Genomic DNA, 18,091 nt, shown 5'->3' with positions numbered 1-18,091 from the left:
GTCCCGGGTTTCACCGTTGGGGCCTCCTCACACAGCTCGATCCGGTCCGATTGGTCCGGGCCGGATGTGGCCCTCGCACGGCGCGGTGGACGGGGTCGCCCAGCGGCGGTCCCCGGCGGGTCGCACGGCGGGCAGCCCTCGACGGGTCGCACAGCGGGCGGGCGCGGCAGGCTCACGGGCACCGGCCCGCCCCCTGTGCGGGCCCCTGCGCCCCATGTGCTTCGGACAACGACGCGAGTGCGGGAGTCGAGAGGCAGTCGCGCGGGAAAGCCGATTACGGAGAGCGCATCGCTCCCCACGCTTCGCGCACATCAGCGCCCGGCGCCCCGCTCCGGGAGAAGGGAGAAGCCGCTCCGCCATGACGAGTCAGGACCTTTTCGCCGCGTCAGCGACGGCCACCGCTCCACTTTCCGTGCCCGTCGCCCCCTCCTTGCTGCACCACGCCAACGAGCGGACCGAACCGGTCCTGCGAGAAGTCGTCGGCACCCTCCAGCCGGAGCTGCGCCGCGTGTGCGGCTACCACTTCGGCTGGACCCAGCCCGACGGCAGCCCCACCCACGGGGTCACCCCGGGCGTCTGCCTGCGTGCCGCGCTGGCCCTGCACGCCGCGAGCGCGGGCACCCGCGCCGCGGCGGGGACGGCCGAGGCGGAAGAGGCCGTCGCCGCCGCGCTGCCGGGGGCCGCCGCCGTGGAACTCATCTACAACTGGTCGGCGCTGCACGACGACGTGATGGACGGCGACGCGCTGCGGCGAGGCCGCGCCGCCGTGTGGGCGGTGTACGGGACGGGCTGGGCCATCCTCGCCGGGGACGCGCTGCTGGGCGCCGCGCACCGCCTCCTGCTGGCGATGGACGAGCACGGAACCGCCGCGCTGCGGCTGGCCGCCCGTACGACCTCCCGGCTCGTCGGGGGCCGTTCCGCCGAACTCGCCCTGCGCCGCAGGGCACCAGCGGGTGTCAGCGTGGAGGAGTACGCGGCGGTTGCCGCGGCGCGCAGCAGCGCCCTGCTGGAGTGCGCGCTGGCGGGCGGCGCGCTGCTGGGCGGCGCGGACGAGCGGATGGTCACGGCCCTGACCCGCGCGGGCCACCACCTGGGCATCGCCTGGCGCGCGTCCCGGGACATCGAGGACCTGTGGTCGGGTACGTCGCTGACGGGCAAGCCGGTCATGAGCGGGCTGCGCGAGGGCGGGCCCAGTCTGCCGCTGATCGCGGCACTGCATGCCGGGAACCCGGCGGCGCGCACCCTGGCCGAATCACTGGGTGGCGGCCCCGCCTGCCCTCCGCCACCCGACGAGCTGGTCGCGCTCATCGAACACGCGGGAGGACGGGCGGCGGCGCACGAGATCTCCGCCTGGCAGCTGACAGAGGCCCTGGCCCGGCTGGACGAGGCGGGCCTGCCCCCCGCCACCCACACCACGCTGCGCACCCTGTTCCGCTACACCCTCAGCCACGGCTGAGCGGTCGCGCGGGACGCTGTGGCGTTGGCGTTGGCGTTGGCGGCGACGGTGGCGTCGGCGCGCCGCGTCCTGCGTCCCAGCACCAGGAAGACGGCGGCGGCCAGCAGGAGGTAGACCGGAACCAGCAGCGGGACCTCGGGGGAGAGGTCGGTGGCCGACCAGCCCGCGCCACGTCGTTCGCCCTCCAGGGCAATACGGTTGACCGTCAAAAAGGTGAGGTGGGTGCCGATCGCCGTCCACAGCGGGGCGTGGCGCAGGGCCGTGCGCGCCGCGACCAGGGTGAGGCCGAAGACGGTCAGCAGGACCAGATAGTCCGCCGGGTGCTGCCCTTCGGGGACCAGGCCGATCCGGGGGCCGTCGCTGTCCCCGACGAGCCGCGCGGCCCCTGCGCCCACCACCGTCGAGGTCCCCGGGACCAGCAAGAAGACCGCCGTCGTCCCGAGCGCCGCGATCCCGCCGCCGAAGGACGCGCGCAGTGAGGACCAGGCGAAGCCGCGAAGCGTCGTCTCCTCCGGCAGGGCCTCCAGGAGCAGGGCGATCACCGAATTGGTGACGAGGAACCAGGCCAGCGTGCCGAGGTCGGGGCGCGCCCAGCGCAGCATGCCCGCAGCCGTGCCCAGCCCCAGCACGAGCGCGGCGGCCCCGCCCGTCACGCCGACGCCCGTCAGCAGGGCGCGGACGCTCGCACCCGCGCCCCCGAAACCGGCCCGAGCGGGCGGCAGCCCGAAGCGGCGCAGTGCGTACAGCACCGGGAGCACGGCGACGACGGCCACGAGCCCGGCCCCCACCAGCCGCCCGCCCGTACCCGAGGCGCCCAGGCCCAGCCCCCGTGCGAGCGCGGGCCCGGCCCCGGTGCCGACGCCCAGCGCCACGGCCATCGTCAGCGCTGCGGCCACCGCGCGCCGCACCGCGCGCCCTGGCCTGGAATGAAGCTCGGTCACGTGTTCCTCCGTCAGGGGTCGTCGTCAGGGGTCGTCCGCGGTGAGCGGGCGCCGGGTGCCGAAGCGCGCCCGTGCCCGGCTTCCTGGCGCGGGCGCCGACGTGGATGCGATCGGGAACGTGGACACGGGTGCGGGCGCGTCGCCCGTCGCGCCGACCGCTCGGTGGCCCCGGCGGGGCCGATGGGGCGGTGGCGGTCGGTGGGACCCCGTCGTCCCCACCGACCGCCACCGCCCCCACCGCCGACCCGCATGGTCACAGCGGACCGCGCAGTGACCCGGCCCGCGCTGCCGAGTCGCACCGCGCGGCCGAGGCGGCCCGCTCCAAGCGCGCCCCGACGGGGCTGCCTGTCCTGCCGCCCCCGCTCACCTGCTCATTCTCCGGTTTCCGAAGGGGCCGGGGCCTCGTCTCGCGTGATGATCCGCGGGTACATCGAACGATCTACCGGGTGCACCTTCTGGGCCGTATGGCCGGTATCCGCGGTGTGGCGGGTCAAGAGCGGGGATCGCTGAGCAACCAGTGCGTTTATCGCACTTATCTGACCGGTTCCTGTGACTGAGCCCCCTGGAGTGCCCCGTGAAGCACCGTCAGAGAACACGCGCCGTCCACAGATCCCGGCCCTCGGCCGCCACCCGCCGCGTGGCGGGCGCGGTGGCGGCTGCTGCCCTGCTGGGAGGGCTCGCCGGCTGTGGCAGTTCGTCCCAGCCGCCGCAGCACGGCGGGCCGAAGTACACCGGGACCGGGCACGAGAAGCAGAAGGACGGCGGGGCCGCGGCGCAGGGAAGCGGGGAGACCGGCAAGCACGGCCGGGCCCTGCCCCAGGGGCACCGGGGCAAGCGGGCGGCGCGCGGCTTCTCGCTGGTGGCCACCGGCGACCTGCTGGTCCACGACTCGATCATCCGGCAGGCCCGCTCCGACGCGGGCGGCTCGGACTACGACTTCCGCCGGATGATCGCCGGGGCCAAGCCCATGGCGCGCGGCGCCGACCTGGCGATCTGTCATATGGAGACCGTCTACGGGCCCGACGGCGGGCCGTTCACCGGATACCCGCTCTTCAAGACGCCGCCGCAGCTCGCGCGCTCCGTCAAGGACACGGGCTACGACTCCTGTTCGACCGCGTCCAACCACACTCTGGACGCGGGTTCCGAGGGTGTGAGCCGCACGCTCAAGGCGATGGACGCGGCCGGTCTTGAGCACGTGGGCTCCGCACGGTCGGCCGCCGAGCGGAAGCGGCCGGCGATGCTGCGGGCCGGCGGCGCCAAGGTCGCTCAGCTCGCCTACACCTACGGCACCAACGGCATTCCGGTGCCCGAGGGGAAGCCGTGGCTGGTCAACCTCATCGACCCCAAGCAGATCATCGCGGATGCCCGTGCCGCCCGCCGAGCCGGTGCCGATGTCGTCGTGGCGAGCGTGCACTGGGGCACGGAGTGGCAGGAGGACCCCGACTCCCTCCAGCGCTCCGTCGCCGAGAAGCTCACCGCCTCGCGCTCGGGCGGGCGCCGTGACCTCGACCTGATCATCGGCACCCACGCGCACGTGCCGCAGGCGTACGAGAAGGTCAACGGGACCTGGGTCGTGTACGGCATGGGCGACCAGATCGCGGGCAAGATGAACGACCCGCGCGGCAGCATGGGCACCGCGGCGCGCTTCCGCTTCGCGCCTCCCGCCAAGCGCGGCCACGGTGAATGGACCGTCGAAAAGGCGGGGTTCACGCCCTTCATGATGGCGAACGAGCCCCGGTTCACCCTGGTCAACCTCGCCTCCAAGGAGAGCAGGCGCGCGGGCGACAGCCAGCAGGACACGGCATACGCCTCCATCCGCAAGGTCGTGCTCAGCAGGGGCGCCGCCAAGGACGGGCTGCGCATGGTTCCGTAGCCCGCCGGTCGGGGTGCAATGGTGCTCGCTCTACCTTTTGCGGGAGGGGTGCCCCTGCTTCAGGAGGGGGGCGGGCTCCATGGTCGGGGCGGGGTGCCGACGGAATCCTTGTGACCCATGACGAGGAATCCGTCGGCACCCCCGGGTGCCATGGCCACAGTCCGCCCGCCCTCTCCCTCACTGCCCCCGTCGCCTCCGTCGCCTCCGTCCGGGGCGCCGGTGGCGTCGCTGAGCAGACGGCGCTTCGCCCGCGGTTCGGCTCTCCTGGCCGCGGCCCCGCTGCTGGCCGGAGCGACGGGCGCCACGGGCACCGCGTACGCCGCCCCGCGTACGGCACTCCCGCACGCGTCCGGCGCCGGGGCCCCTGCCGCGGTCGGTGCCGGTCAGGGCGGCGTCGACACCGAAGCCGTCCGCCGCGCGCTGGCCGGGCTCGTCGCGGAGCAGCACCTCCCCGGCGCCCAGGCCGTCATCACCGACGCGCGCGGACGGGTCGTCGAGGTGTCGGCCGGCGCGGGTGACCTGGCCACCGGGCGCCCGTATCCGCACCGGGCCCGGCTGCGCATAGCCAGCCACACCAAGTCCTTCGTGGCCACCGCGTTGTTGCAGCTCGTCGCCGCCGGGAAGGTGGAGCTGTCCGCGCCCGTCGAGCGCTATCTGCCCGGCGTGGTGCGCGGGGGAGGGAACGACGGCCGCCGCATCAGCGTGCACCAGCTCCTCCAGCACACCAGCGGGCTCCCCGAATTCGCGGAGGAGTTCGACGAGCACACTCCCGGCCACCACACGGCCGAGCGCGTCGTGGCAGAGTCGCTGCGCCAGCCGCCGCTCTTCCCGCCCGGCGAGCGGTGGTCGTACTGCAATCTCGGCTATCTCCTGCTCGGCATGCTGATCGAGCGGGTCACCGGGCGCCCGGTCGAGCACGAGGTGCGGCGGCGGGTGATCGCGCGGCTCGGGCTGGCGGAGACCTACTGGCCGCGCTGGCCCGAACAGCGGCTGCGCGGGCCGCACGCGAAGGCGTACCAGCGGACGAAGGACGGCGGCCATCGCGAGGTCACCTTCATCAACACCTCCGTGATCGGCGCCGCCGGGGCGCTGATATCCACCGCACAGGAGCTGACGGAGTTCTACCGGCGGCTGCTGGACGGCGAGCTGCTGCCGCCCGCACAGCTCGCGCAGATGAAGCACACCCTGCCCGCCGACATCGCGCGCGGCGCCGCCTACGGACTGGGCCTGGCCCGCTACCCGCTCGGCGAGGGCACGGGAGCCACCGGCTACTGGGGCCACGGCGGCAGCGTCGCGGGCACCAGGACCCGGGGCGGGATCACCGCCGACGGCAGAGCCGTACTGATCGCGGTCAACGAGCTGGCACCGGCCGAGGACGCCTCGCAGGCCGTGGTGGACACCGTCGAGCGGATCTTCCGGCACGTCCCGCGCGGCCCGCGGACATCCCCGCGACAGGAAGGTGACACCCCGTCATGAGACGAGCGACGCTGTACCGCACCGCGACCGCCGGAGCCCTGGCAGTGGCCGTGCTCCTCGCCGCCCCGCCCCTCACGGCCCAGGGCGGCGTGGCCGATACGACGCGCCCCGCGAGTGCCACGAAGAGCGCGGACCCGGGGGGAAGCGCGAAGACCGCCGAAGAGACCGCCGCGCTCGGCCGCTTCGTCCACCAGCGCCCCCACTACGAGAAGTGCGGCGTCAAGGAACTGGACGCGGCCGGGGCGCTCTGCGCGCGCATACGCGTGCCGCTGGACTACCGCAAGCCGGAGGGACGCACCCTGACCATCGGCTTCTCCCGTATCAAGGCCAAGGACACCGAGCACCGCATCGGCTTGATGATGCACAACTCCGGCGGCCCCGGCGGCATCACCCTCGACATGCCGCTGATGGACGAGCCCGCGATGGGCAAGAAGCTGGCGGCGCGCTACGACCTGATCGGCATGGACCCACGCGGCGTGGGCCGCAGCAGCGCGCTCCACTGCGGGACGAAGGGCCACTGGCTGCGCTCGGCCGGGTACGACGAGAAGGGCTTCCGCGCCCAGACCGCCTACGAGGCCGATCTGGTCAACAGCTGTCAGCGGGTCTACGGCAAGGACATGGCGTATCTGCGGCACTTCACCACGCGCAACACAGCCCGCGACATGGATCTGCTGCGTGCCGTCCTCGGCGAGCGCAAGACCTCCTACTTCGGCATCTCCTACGGCACCTACCTCGGCGCCGCCTACGCCAAGATGTTCCCCGGCAGCGTGGACCGGCTGCTGCTGGACAGCGCCCTCGACCCGGCGCGCTGGCATGTGGAGGCCTTCCGCGACGCGACCCGGGCCAACGAGGAATTCCTGGACACCTGGTCGGCATGGGCGGCCCGGCGGAACGGCACCTACGGCCTGGGCGACACGCCCCGCGAGGTGCGCGCCACGGTCGACGGCATCGCACGCCAGGCGGCACGCGAGCCGCTGAAGGTGGGGAAGTACACCGCAGACGGCCAGCAGGTGCCGCAGGCGCTGGCGATGATGATGGCCGACGACAGGGAGTTCGAGCGGGCGGGCAAGAACATCAAGGTCCTGCACGAGGCCTCGCTGGGCAGGCCCGTCGAGCCTACGGAGGATCTGGTGGAGGCGCTGGACAAGCCGAGTGCCGAGGCGGACAACCAGAACTCCCTCCAGCTGGCCCTGCTGTGCGCCGATCGCGAGGCACCCCACGACCTGTCCTGGTACCGCCGCAACGTGGAGCGCAGCCGCGCCCGAAGCCCGCTCTACGGGCCGGTGTTCAACGGCGTGAGCCCCTGCGCGCTGTGGCCGAACAAGCCGCTGGAGAAACCCGTGACCAGCGGAAATGACCTGCCGGGACTGATCGTTCAGGCGACGGGCGACCCGCGGACGTCCTACGGCAACGGCCAGGGCCTGCACCGCAAGATGCCCCACTCGCGTCTGATCACCCTCAAGGCGCAGGTGCACGGGGTCTACGGCATGTACCCCAACCGCTGTGTGTACCGGCAGGTGAACGACTACCTGCGCACCGGCACCCTCCCGGCGAAGGACACCACCTGCGAGAAGGACCCGGCGAGTAGCGGGAAGGACACGGGGGGCGGCGGGAAGTGATCCGGCGTTGAACGGCTGTGACGCCGGAGCCTGTGCTCCGGCGTCACAAACCGCTCCGCTCCTGCCCGCTTCTGCCGTGTGGGCCTCGGCTCAGTGCCGCGGGCCCAGGAGCCTCAGTGCCGCGGGCCCGGGAGCCCGGGACCGGCCGGCGCGGGTGTGGCGTTCGCGCCGCGGCGGCGGCCCGCGCGGTTGACGAGGATCGCGCCGATCACCATCAGCAGCCCCACGCCCGCCGCGCTCAACCCGACCACCAGGGACATGGTCTCCATCTCCGGGTGCTGGATGGGGGAGGTGCCGTCCGGGGAGGCCAGGTGCTCCTTGCCCTTGTACGCGCTCGGTGCCGCCCGGTCGGCCGGGGACTTGGCGACGGCCCGCAGCGCGGCGGCGGCGTTGACCGGCCCGTGCCCGACCAGCGCGTTCCATCCGCCCGAGGGGTGCGCCGCCGTCTTGGCGAGCAGCTCACGGACCTGGTACGGCCGCAGCTTGTCGTTCTTGGCGAGCAGCAGCGCGGCGACACCGGAGGTGAGGGCGGCGGCCGGCGAGGTGCCATTGACGGCCGCGTAGCCACCGGTGTTCTTCGCGCTGACGATGCCCACGCCCGGCGCCGCCACCGTGTTGTAGCTCCGCACGGTGGAGAACTCCGCCCGGCTGCCGCCCTTCTGGACGGCGGCGACGGCGATGACGCCGGGGTAGCCCGCGGGGTAGGAGGAGTCGTTGAAGATGTCACCGTCGTTGCCCGCCGAGGCGATGACCGTGACGCCCGCGTGGGCGGCGCGTGCCAGTGCCGCGGTGTCCTCGTCGTTGAAGCTGCTCCCGAAGGAGTCGCCGCCCAGCGACATGGAGATGACGTCGGCGTCGTGGTCGACGGCGTAGTTGATGCCCTTGGCGACCGGGCTCGGCCCGGACTGGAGCCCCTCGTGCTCCTTCTTGTCGTCGATGACCCGCACCGACAGGATGCTGGCCTTCGGGGCGACCTTGAGGACGTCCGAGGCCATCGCGGTGCCGTGGCCGCCCCAGCGCGGATCGCCCGGCTGGAGGCCGTCCTTGAGGAAGTCGGGGCCGGTGGTCACCTTGCCCGCGAGCGCGGGGTGGTCCTTCTCGACGCCGCTGTCCAGCACGGCGACCTTGACGCCTTGCCCCTGGCTGGTGCGGTGCGCCGAGGAGAGGCCGAGTGCCTGGGACTCCCAGCTGCTGGGCGTGTCGGCCTGGGCCGGGGTGGCGGCCACCGCGCACAGCAGCGAGCTGAGGCCGGCGGCAGTGACGGCGGTGCCGATGCGCCGGATACTCATGAGGTCTCCTCCAGCAGCAGGTCGCCGTGGTACAGGTTCAGATCGTTGGCGAGGGATGCGGCGGCCTCCCGCCACGGGCCCCGGTCCGACTTCGCGTCGAGGCTCGTCTCGCCCCACTCGCCCGGCAGGTGCCCGGCCTTGCGGCCGTCCACCGAGCCGGTGGTGGCCACATACGCGTAGGACATGTCCAAGCTGGTGGCCTGGAGGCCCTCGGACCCGTTGCGGTTGCCGTCCTTCCAGCCGGCGGCGATGGTGCGCGGAACGCCCATGGCCTTCACGCCGGGCTTCGGATTCCGCTTCTCCTTCTCCGCGTCGAAGAAGGTGGCCATTCCTTCCTCGGCCGAGTCGGTCTCGGGCAGGACGATGAGCCCGACGGTGCCGAGGACGTTGCCCGTGGGGTCCACATAGGTGGCGCGCAGCACCGCCTTGCAGCCCTTCTTCTTCGCCTCGGCCAGCGTGGCCCCGGTCAGGGAGTCGGCGCAGCCGGTCTTCTGGAAGATGCCCACGCGGTGCCACTCGGCGTGCTTGGGGTCGGTGGCGCCGGCCTGGGAGTTCATCTTCGGGCCCAGGGTCTTGGGGAAGAGCTTCTCCGCCGGCAGGTTGCGCCACATCGTGGGGCCGTAGCCGCTGCGGTTGGGCACGTCCTGGGCCGCGTTGGAGAACGTGTGTGCGGTGAGCGCGCCGCCGCCCAGCAGCGCGAGGCCGCCGACGACGCCGAGGAAGGCACTCAGGCAGGTGCGGCCGGTGTTCTTCTTCGGGGGGAGGGGCAATGGCGCGTGCGGCATGCCGTGGGCCATACCGGGTGCCATGCCGGGGGGACCCTGCTGACCGGGGAAGCCGTGGGGACCGGGGGCGCCGGGCGGACCAGGTGCACCCGGTGGCATCGACGGCGGTGCCGGTGGCATCGGCGGCGGGACGCTGCCCTGGCCCTGTGCCTGCCCCGGCGTCTGACCTTGCTGCCACCCCCCATGCTGGGGCTGCTGCCCGTACGGCCCGGCGCTGCCGGGGCTCTCGGGCGGCCTCGGGTGTGACATGGCTCCCCTCCTGGTTCTCGGCGCCCGGTGCTGGGCGCTGACCTGCGGGGAAGATGGTGGCTCTGACTAAATGCGCGTTCCCCTGCAGTTGCGTAGACACTATCGAGCACGTTCGAAGGCGAGTCAGTCGATCCCCTGTCTCGTCTGTGTCACAGGTGAGCATCCCTGGACAGGCGGTCCGCCCCAGGCCCGCGTCGGCCCGTCCGCGTCGGCCCGACCTCTACGCAAGCACAGCGCAAAAATTGCGTTAGCCTTGCGCGCATGACGCGACGACTTGCTCAAGTGGCGAAGAAGGTTGGTGTCAGCGAGGCCACCGTCAGCCGGGTGCTGAACGGGAAGCCCGGCGTCTCCGAGGCGACCCGCCAGTCGGTGCTGACCGCGCTGGACGTCCTCGGCTACGAGCGTCCGACGCAGCTGCGCGGCGAGCGGGCCAGGCTTGTGGGCCTGGTGCTGCCCGAGCTCCAGAACCCGATCTTCCCCGCGTTCGCCGAGGTGATCGGCGGCGCCCTCGCCCAGCAGGGCCTCACCCCCGTCCTGTGCACCCAGTCCAAGGGCGGGGTGACCGAGGCCGACTATGTGCAGCTGCTGCTGGAACAGCAGGTGTCCGGCGTGGTGTTCGCCGGCGGGCTGTACGCGCAGGCCGACGCGCCGCACGACCACTACCGGCTGCTCACCCGGCGCAAGGTCCCCGTCGTGCTGATCAACGCGCCGATAGGGAAGCTCGGCTTCCCCTGTGTGTCCTGCGACGACACGGTCGCCGTCGAGCAGGCGTGGCGCCATCTGGCCTCGCTCGGGCACGAGCGCGTCGGCCTGGTGCTGGGCCCCGCCGACCATATGCCCTCGCAGCGCAAGCTGGCCGCCGCGCGTGCCATGGCCGAGGCGGCGGGCGGCGCGCTGCCCGAGGAGCGGGTGGCGCGGGCGATGTTCTCGCTGGAGGGCGGCCAGTCGGCGGCGGCGCGGCTGCTGGAGCACGGGGTGACGGGCTTCATCTGCGCCAGTGACCCGCTCGCGCTCGGCGTGGTGCGCGCGGCGCGGCGGCGCGGGCTGTCGGTCCCGGGCCAGGTGTCGGTCGTCGGCTACGACGACTCGGCGTTCATGAACTGCACCGAGCCCCCGCTGACCACCGTGCGGCAGCCCATCGAGGCCATGGGGCGGGCCGCCGTCGAGCTGCTCTCGGTGCAGATCCAGGGTGGTGCGACGGCCTCGGAGGAGCTGCTGTTCGAGCCCGAACTGGTCGTGCGGGGCTCCACGGGGCGGCCGGCGTCGCGGACAGCCGACTGATAGTCGAATTTTTGCGAATTCTGCGCGAGATATTGCGGCTCTTTGGGGCGCGGTGCTTGGGTATGACCCGCGCCGCACGGCGGGTTGCCGTGCGGCTTCCCCGGTCTCGCCCAAGGGGGCCTCCGATGAGCCGCTCCAGATACCGCCGCACCAGCACCCTCGCCGCAGCAGCCGCCTTCGCCCTCGTCGCGCTCACGGCGCTGACCGCCTGCGGTTCGGGCGGTGACGAGGCCGCGGACGGCAAGACGCACCTCACGGTCAACTGCCGGCCCCAGCCCAGCGCGAAGATCGACCACAAGCGCTTCGGCGAGGACGTCAAGGCGTTCGAGAAGCAGCACCCCAAGATCGACATCACCGCGCACGACGCCTACCCGTGCCAGGACCCCAAGACCTTCGACGCCAAGCTCGCCGGCGGCCAGATGGAAGACGTCTTCTACACGTACTTCACCGACACCAAGCATGTCGTCGACATCAACCAGGCCGCCGACATCACCCCCTACGTCAAGGACCTCAAGGGCTACCAGGACATCCAAAAGGCGCTGCGCGACGCCTACACCGTGGACGGCAGGATCTACGGCATCCCGCGCACCAACTACTCGATGGGCCTGCTCTACAGCCGCAAGCTGTTCACCAAGGCCGGGCTCGACCCCGACAAGCCGCCCGGCACCTGGGACGAGGTCCGCTCCGCCGCCAAGAAGATCGCCAAGGTCGGCAAGGGCACCGTCGGATACGCCGAGTACAGCGCGCAGAACCAGGGCGGCTGGCACTTCACCGCCCAGGTCTACGCACGCGGCGGCGACGTCGTCAGCTCCGACGGCAAGAAGGCCCGGGTGAACACCCCCGAGGGCAAGGACGTCCTCCGGAACCTCAAGGACATGCGCTGGCAGGACGACTCCATGGGCTCCAAGCAGCTGCTCACCATGAACGACGCCCTCCAGCTGATGGGCTCCGGCAAGCTCGGGATGTACATGGCAGCCCCCGACAACGTCCCGCGCATCGTCAAGGAGGCCGGCGGCAGCTACAAGGACCTCGCCTTCGCCCCCATGCCCGGCGGCAAGGGCACCCTCATCGGCGGCGACGGCTACATGTTCAACAAGAAGGCGAGCCCCGAGAAGATCAAGGCAGGCCTCCGATGGCTCGAATGGACCTTCCTGACCCCCGGCCGGGGCTTCGTCAACAACTACGAGCGCCTCGACAAGGACGGCTCCCCGGTCGGCCTGCCCGAACCCCGGCTGTTCACCGGCGCCACCGACGCCAAGGACCGGGCACTCAAGAAGAAGAGTGCCAACGTGCCGGTCAAGAACTACGCGTCCTTCACCGAGGCCAACCAGAAGCTCGACCTCAAGCTGGAGCCGCCCAAGGCCCAGCAGCTCTACGCCGTCCTTGACGGAGCCGTCTCCGCCGTCCTCACCAAGAAGGACGCCGACATCGACCAGCTCCTGAAGGACGCCTCCGGGAAGATCGACGGAATCCTCGCCCGGGGCTGAGGCGGCGATGACGACGGCGGCCAAACCCCCCTCCGCAGCCGGCACCGAGAGGCCCGCACCGACGCGAGTCACCGGCAGCGCCGGGCCCGGGACACCCCTGCGCCGCAAACTGGGCGACCAGGCCAGAGCCTACGGCTTCCTGCTGGGCGGCGTGCTCTGCTTCGCGCTGTTCTCCTGGTACCCGGCTATCCGCTCCGTGATCATCGCGTTCCAGAAGTACACCCCGGGCTCCGAGCCCGAGTGGGTGGGCACGGCCAACTTCACCCGGGTCCTCGACGACCCCGAGTTCGCCGCCGCCTGGCGCAACACACTCACCTTCACCCTGCTGGCGCTGTTCATCGGCTTCGCCGTGCCCTTCCTCATGGCGCTGGTGCTCAACGAACTCCGGCACGCCAAGGGGCTCTTCCGGGTCCTGGTCTACCTGCCGGTGATGATTCCGCCGGTGGTCAGCTCCCTGCTGTGGAAGTGGTTCTACGACCCGGGAGCCGGACTGGCCAACGAGGCGCTGCGCTTCGCCCACCTGCCGACCTCGAACTGGTCCAACGGCGCCGACACCGCGCTCGTCTCCCTCGTCCTCGTTGCCACCTGGGCCAACATGGGCGGCACCGTGCTGGTCTACCTCGCCGCGCTCCAGGGCATCCCCGGCGAGCTGTACGAGGCGGCCGAACTGGACGGCGCCGGACTGCTCCAGCGCATCCGGCACGTCACCGTCCCGCAGACCCGCTTCATCATCCTGATGCTGATGCTGCTCCAGATCATCGCCACGATGCAGATCTTCACGGAGCCCTTCGTCATCACCGGCGGCGGGCCGGAGAACTCCACCGTCACCGTGCTCTACCTCATCTACAAGTACGCCTTCCTCTACAACGACTTCGGCGGCGCCTGTGCCCTGAGCGTCATGCTGCTGCTCCTGCTCAGCGCCTTCTCCGCCCTCTACCTGCGGCTCACCCGCACCGACGACTGAGGAGGGTGGCGCCATGACCCGGACGGCCACGCCCCGCGTGCGTACGCTCGTCTCCCCGCTCACCTTGGCCGGGCCGCGCGGCAAGGCCGCCTACTGGGCCGTGTTCACCGGCGTGGTGGTGCTGTTCGCGCTGGCCTTCCTCTTCCCCGTCTACTGGATGGTAACGGGCGCCATGAAGTCGCCCGACGAACTCGTGCGCACCCCGCCCACCCTGATCCCCGACCGGTGGCACACCGACGGCTACACCGGCGCCTGGGACCTGATGGACCTGCCCACCCACCTGTGGAACACCGTCGTCCAGGCATCCGGCGCCTGGGTGCTCCAGATCGTCTTCTGCACCGCCGCCGCCTACGCGCTCTCCAAGCTGAAGCCCGTCTTCGGCCGGGTCATCCTCGGCGGGATCCTCGCCACCTTGATGGTGCCGGTCCAGGCGCTGGTCGTACCCAAGTACCTGACCGTCGCCGACCTGCCCTTCGTCCACACCAGCTTGCTCAACGACCCGCTGGCCATCTGGCTGCCGGCGGTGGCCAACGCCTTCAACCTGTATCTCCTCAAGCGGTTCTTCGACCAGATACCCCGCGATGTCATCGAGGCGGCCGAGATCGACGGCGCCGGGCGGCTGCGCACCCTGTGGTCGATCGTGCTGCCGATGTCCCGGCCGGTCCTCGGCGTCGTCTCCATCTTCGCGCTGGTAGCCGTCTGGCAGGACTTCCTGTGGCCGCTGATGGTCTTCTCGCAGACCGACAAGCAGCCCATCAGCGTCGCCCTGGTCCAGCTCTCCCAGAACGTGCCGCTGACCGTGCTGATCGGGGCGATGGTCATCGCCAGCATCCCCATGCTCGTGATGTTCCTGGTCTTCCAGCGCCACATCATCGCCGGTATCAGCGCGGGCAGTACGAAGGGCTGAGCCGCCGCCTGGTCCGCAGTCCCGTTCCGTCCTGTCCGTACAGCTGAAAGGAACCACTATGGAAGGCAGCCAGGCCGCCGCGGACTGGTGGCGCTCGGCCGTCATCTACCAGGTGTACGTCCGCAGCTTCGCCGACGGCGACGGGGACGGCACCGGGGATCTCACCGGCGTCCGCGAGCGGCTGCCCTACCTTGCCGAACTCGGCATCGACGCCCTGTGGTTCACGCCCTGGTACCTCTCGCCGATGGCCGACGGCGGTTACGACGTCACCGACTACCGTGTCATCGACCCCGCCTTCGGCACGCTCACCGAGGCCGAGAAGGTGATCAGCGAGGCGCGCGGGATGGGTCTGCGCACCCTGGTCGACATCGTGCCCAACCACGTCTCCGACCAGCACAGCTGGTTCCGGGCCGCGCTCGCCGCCGGGCCCCGCAGCCCCGAGCGGGCCCTCTTCCACTTCCGTGAGGGGCGCGGCGGGAGCGGCGAGCTGCCGCCCAACGACTGGCGCAGCGAGTTCGGGGGCTGCGCCTGGACCCGGGTCGCGGACGGCGAGTGGTACCTCCACCTGTTCGCCCCCGGGCAGCCCGACCTCAACTGGGCCCACCCGGCCGTGCGCCAGGAGCACGAGGAGGTGCTGCGCTTCTGGTTCGAGCGAGGTGTCGCGGGCGTACGGATCGACTCGGCGGCACTGCCCGTCAAGGCTCCGGGGCTGCCCGACCTCACCGAGGGCGCCCCCCACCCCTATATCGACCGGGACGAGCTGCACGAGATCTACCGCTCCTGGCGCGCCGTCGCCGACGAGTACGGCGGCATCTTCGTCGGCGAGGTGTGGCTGCCCGACCACGAGCGCTTCTCCCGGTACCTGCGCCCCGACGAGCTGCACACCGCCTTCAACCTCGACTTTCTCGCCCGCCCCTGGGACCCCGCCCGGCTACGGGCCTCCATCGACGAGACCCTCGCGGCCCACGCCCCCGTCGGCGCCCCCGCGACCTGGGTGCTGTGCAACCACGACGTGACCCGTACGGTCACCCGCTACGGCCGCGCCGACAGCGGCTTCGACTTCGCGGCCAAGACCTTCGGCACCCCCACCGACCTGGCCCTCGGCACCCGCCGGGCCCGCGCCGCCGCGCTGCTGTCGCTGGCGCTGCCCGGCACCGCCTACCTCTACCAGGGGGAGGAACTGGGCCTGCCCGAGGCCGACATTCCCCTCGACCGCATCCAGGACCCGATGCACGCGCGCTCCGGCGGCACCGACCCGGGCAGGGACGGGTGCCGGGTCCCGCTGCCCTGGGCGGCGGGGGCGCCGCATTGCGGATTCGGCTCGGCGCGGGAGCCATGGCTGCCGCAGCCCGCCGGCTGGGAGCGGTACGCGGCCGACGTCCAAGAACGCGACCCCGGCTCGATGCTCAGCCTCTACCGCGCGGCGCTGCGGCTGCGCCGGAGCGAGTCCGGCTTCGGCGGCCAGGACATGCGCTGGCTGCCGGCGCCCGAAGGCGTACTCGCCTTCGCCCGGGGGGAGTCCGTGGTCTGCGCCGTCAACTTCACCGGCCGCCCCGTCGCCCCGCCGCCCCACCACGCACTGCTGCTGGCCAGCGCCCCCCTGGACGGGGACGGTCTGCTGCCCCCGGACACGGCGGTGTGGCTGCGCGTCTGAGCACACCACGGCATCCCGCACCACAGGCCCCACACCTGGAAAGGGATCGACATGACACACCATGGTCCACCACCGCTCGCGACCGTGTTACGCGGCCTGGCGGCGCTCGTCTGCGTGCTGGCTCTCGGCGCCACGGCGCCCGTGGCGGGAGCGGCGCCCGGACAGTCGTCCGCCGAGGCGCCCGCCGAGCCGTCCGCGCGGGCCGGGGCGACGGCCGCGTCGGCTGCGAAGTCGGCGCTCGACGTCGCCGGCCGGGGCGCCACCGTCCCCTTCACCGAGCTGGAGGCGGAAGAGGCGGCCACCAACGGCTCCGTCATCGGGCCCGACCGCACCTATACGACCCTGCCCTCGGAAGCGTCGGGCCGCAGCGCCGTACGGCTCGACGCGGCAGGGGAGTACGTCGAGTTCACGCTGCCCAAGGAGGCCAACGCGCTCACCCTGCGCTACGCCGTCCCCGACAGCGCGCAGGGCACAGGGCTCACCGCGCCCGCCGGACTGAGCGCGGACGGGCAGCGGCTGAAGGACCTGGAGCTGACCTCGAAGTACGGCTGGTTCTACGGGAGCTACCCCTTCACCAACACCCCGGGTGAGAACCCGCACCACTTCTACGACGAGACCCGGGCTCTCCTCGGCAAGACCCTGAAGGCCGGGACCAAGGTGCGGGTCACACTGCCCTCGACCCGGGTGGCCGACTGGGCGGTGGTGGATCTGGCCGACTTCGAGCTGGTGCCCGAACCGGCCGCACAGCCCGCCGGGTCGCTGTCGGTGACCGACTTCGGCGCCGACGCGAGCGGCGGCCAGGACTCCACCTCCGCCTTCCAGGAGGCCGTGGACGCTGGCAAGGCGCAGGGCAAAGAGGTGTGGATTCCGCGCGGCACCTTCGAGCTGACCGACCACGTCGTCGTCGACCAGGTCACGCTCCGTGGCGCGGGCCCCTGGTACAGCGTCCTGACGGGCCGTCACCCCACCGACCGCAGGCGCGCCGCCGGAATCTACGGCAAGTACGCCGAAGGCGGCGGCTACGAGGGCGAGATACGGCCGCACGAGGCGGGCGGGCCCAGCAGGGGCGTCACGCTGAAGGACTTCGCGATCCTCGGGGAGATCACGGACCGGGTCGACGACGACCAGGTCAACGCGATCGGCGGCGCGATGAGCGACTCGACCGTGGACAACGTGTGGATGCAGCACACCAAGGTCGGAGCCTGGATGGACGGCCCGATGGACAACTTCACGATCAAGAACAGCCGTATCCTCGACCAGACCGCCGACGGCGTGAACTTCCACTGGGGCGTCACCGGCTCCTCCGTGGAGAACACCTTCGTGCGCAACACCGGAGACGACGGCCTCGCGATGTGGGCCGACACCAAGACGAACGAGGCCAACTCCTTCACCGGGAACACGGTGGTGCTGCCGATCCTGGCCAACGCGGTGGCGGTATACGGCGGCAAGGACATCTCCGTCACCGACAACGTCGCGGGTGAGAACCTCACCAACGGCGGCGGCCTGCACGTCGGCAACCGCTACCCCGGCGTGTCCCCGGGCCAGGGCACCGATGTGCGGGGCACCTTCACGCTCGCCCGCAACACACTGCTCAGAGCGGGCAACACCGACTACGGCTGGCCCTTCCCGGTGGGCGCGCTCTGGTTCGACGCGCGCAACAGCCCCATCGACAAGGCCGACATCCAGGTGACCGACACCGACATCCTGGACAGCTCCTACGCGGCCGTCCACTTCGTCTCGGGCACCACCAAGGGCGTGCGCCTGCGGGACGTACGGATCGACGAGACCGGCACCTTCGCCCTCCAGCTCAACGACCCGGGCGCCGCCTCCTTCAAGAATGTGACGGCCACCCGCGTCGGCTTCCGGGAGCCGGTCTACGGCTGCCTGGGCCCGAACTTCACGCTCACCGACGAGGGCGGCAACTCCGGCTGGAACGAGAAGCTGCCCGCTACGTACTGCGGGGAGTGGCCGGACCCCGCCGCCCCGGCCCGCGCACCTCACCGCGCCAGGTGACCCGCACCGCCCCACGGAGCACGGCAGCTGTTCCGCACGCCGTTCCCGCACGCCGATTCCCCACGCGGCAATTCCCCACAAAAAAGCTCCACCCCCC

Annotated in this window: 13 protein-coding genes; 10 read left to right on the top strand and 3 right to left on the bottom strand. The window is 71.8% G+C overall.

Annotated features, from left to right (window positions below; translation table 11 throughout):
- Positions 1-358: 358 nt before the first annotated feature.
- Entirely contained in the window at positions 359-1,456 is a 1,098-nt protein-coding gene (locus OHB04_RS06990; protein WP_326686818.1) for a polyprenyl synthetase family protein, read from the top strand.
- Here the strand turns inward: OHB04_RS06990 and OHB04_RS06985 are convergent.
- Entirely contained in the window at positions 1,435-2,397 is a 963-nt protein-coding gene (locus OHB04_RS06985) for a CPBP family glutamic-type intramembrane protease (protein WP_326807047.1), read from the bottom strand. The two genes, OHB04_RS06990 and OHB04_RS06985, sit on opposite strands and share 22 nt — an antisense overlap.
- A gap of 574 nt (positions 2,398-2,971) precedes the next feature.
- Between OHB04_RS06985 and OHB04_RS06980 the strand changes: the two genes are divergently transcribed.
- The 3 genes from OHB04_RS06980 (at position 2,972) to OHB04_RS06970 (ending at position 7,365) form a co-directional block, all read left to right on the top strand.
- Positions 2,972-4,270, top strand: coding sequence for a CapA family protein (locus OHB04_RS06980; protein WP_442814786.1), 1,299 nt, complete (start codon positions 2,972-2,974; stop codon positions 4,268-4,270).
- Between the two features lie 219 nt (positions 4,271-4,489).
- On the top strand, positions 4,490-5,746 hold the full coding sequence (locus OHB04_RS06975) for a serine hydrolase domain-containing protein (protein ID WP_326807046.1): 1,257 nt from the start codon (positions 4,490-4,492) through the stop codon (positions 5,744-5,746).
- Positions 5,743-7,365: an alpha/beta hydrolase gene (locus tag OHB04_RS06970; protein ID WP_326807045.1), complete on the top strand. Its 1,623-nt coding sequence runs from the start codon at positions 5,743-5,745 to the stop codon at positions 7,363-7,365. Before OHB04_RS06975 ends, OHB04_RS06970 begins: the two co-directional genes overlap by 4 nt.
- 113 nt (positions 7,366-7,478) lie before the next feature.
- Here OHB04_RS06970 and OHB04_RS06965 read toward each other — a convergent pair whose 3' ends face one another.
- Together OHB04_RS06965 and OHB04_RS06960 are read right to left on the bottom strand one after the other, a co-directional pair.
- The gene (locus OHB04_RS06965) at positions 7,479-8,654 is read right to left on the bottom strand and encodes a S8 family peptidase (RefSeq protein WP_326807044.1); all 1,176 of its coding nucleotides are present in this window, start codon (positions 8,652-8,654) and stop codon (positions 7,479-7,481) included.
- The gene (locus OHB04_RS06960; protein WP_326807043.1) at positions 8,651-9,463 is read right to left on the bottom strand and encodes a hypothetical protein; all 813 of its coding nucleotides are present in this window, start codon (positions 9,461-9,463) and stop codon (positions 8,651-8,653) included. Before OHB04_RS06960 ends, OHB04_RS06965 begins: the two co-directional genes overlap by 4 nt.
- A gap of 486 nt (positions 9,464-9,949) precedes the next feature.
- Here OHB04_RS06960 and OHB04_RS06955 point away from each other — a divergent pair, with 486 nt between their 5' ends.
- The 6 genes from OHB04_RS06955 (at position 9,950) to OHB04_RS06930 (ending at position 17,994) form a co-directional block, all read left to right on the top strand.
- Positions 9,950-10,969 (top strand): LacI family DNA-binding transcriptional regulator, encoded by a 1,020-nt coding sequence (locus OHB04_RS06955; protein WP_326686812.1) that lies wholly within the window; start codon positions 9,950-9,952, stop codon positions 10,967-10,969.
- Between the two features lie 125 nt (positions 10,970-11,094).
- Positions 11,095-12,456 (top strand): ABC transporter substrate-binding protein, encoded by a 1,362-nt coding sequence (locus tag OHB04_RS06950; RefSeq protein WP_326686811.1) that lies wholly within the window; start codon positions 11,095-11,097, stop codon positions 12,454-12,456.
- A 7-nt stretch (positions 12,457-12,463) separates the two neighbouring features.
- The gene (locus OHB04_RS06945; protein ID WP_326686810.1) at positions 12,464-13,420 is read left to right on the top strand and encodes a carbohydrate ABC transporter permease; all 957 of its coding nucleotides are present in this window, start codon (positions 12,464-12,466) and stop codon (positions 13,418-13,420) included.
- A 13-nt stretch (positions 13,421-13,433) separates the two neighbouring features.
- Entirely contained in the window at positions 13,434-14,327 is an 894-nt protein-coding gene (locus OHB04_RS06940; protein ID WP_326686809.1) for a carbohydrate ABC transporter permease, read from the top strand.
- Between the two features lie 58 nt (positions 14,328-14,385).
- A complete protein-coding gene (locus OHB04_RS06935) occupies positions 14,386-15,981 on the top strand; it encodes a glycoside hydrolase family 13 protein (RefSeq protein WP_326686808.1) in 1,596 nt (531 codons plus the stop codon).
- Between the two features lie 51 nt (positions 15,982-16,032).
- Positions 16,033-17,994, top strand: a complete 1,962-nt coding sequence (locus OHB04_RS06930) for a glycosyl hydrolase family 28-related protein (protein ID WP_326807042.1) — start codon at positions 16,033-16,035, stop codon at positions 17,992-17,994.
- Positions 17,995-18,091: the final 97 nt, after the last annotated feature.

The organism is Streptomyces sp. NBC_01775, assembly GCF_035917675.1.
Lineage (GTDB): Bacteria > Actinomycetota > Actinomycetes > Streptomycetales > Streptomycetaceae > Streptomyces.
Note: the sequence above shows the minus strand (reverse complement) of the source record. Positions and strands in the feature narration are given on the sequence as shown.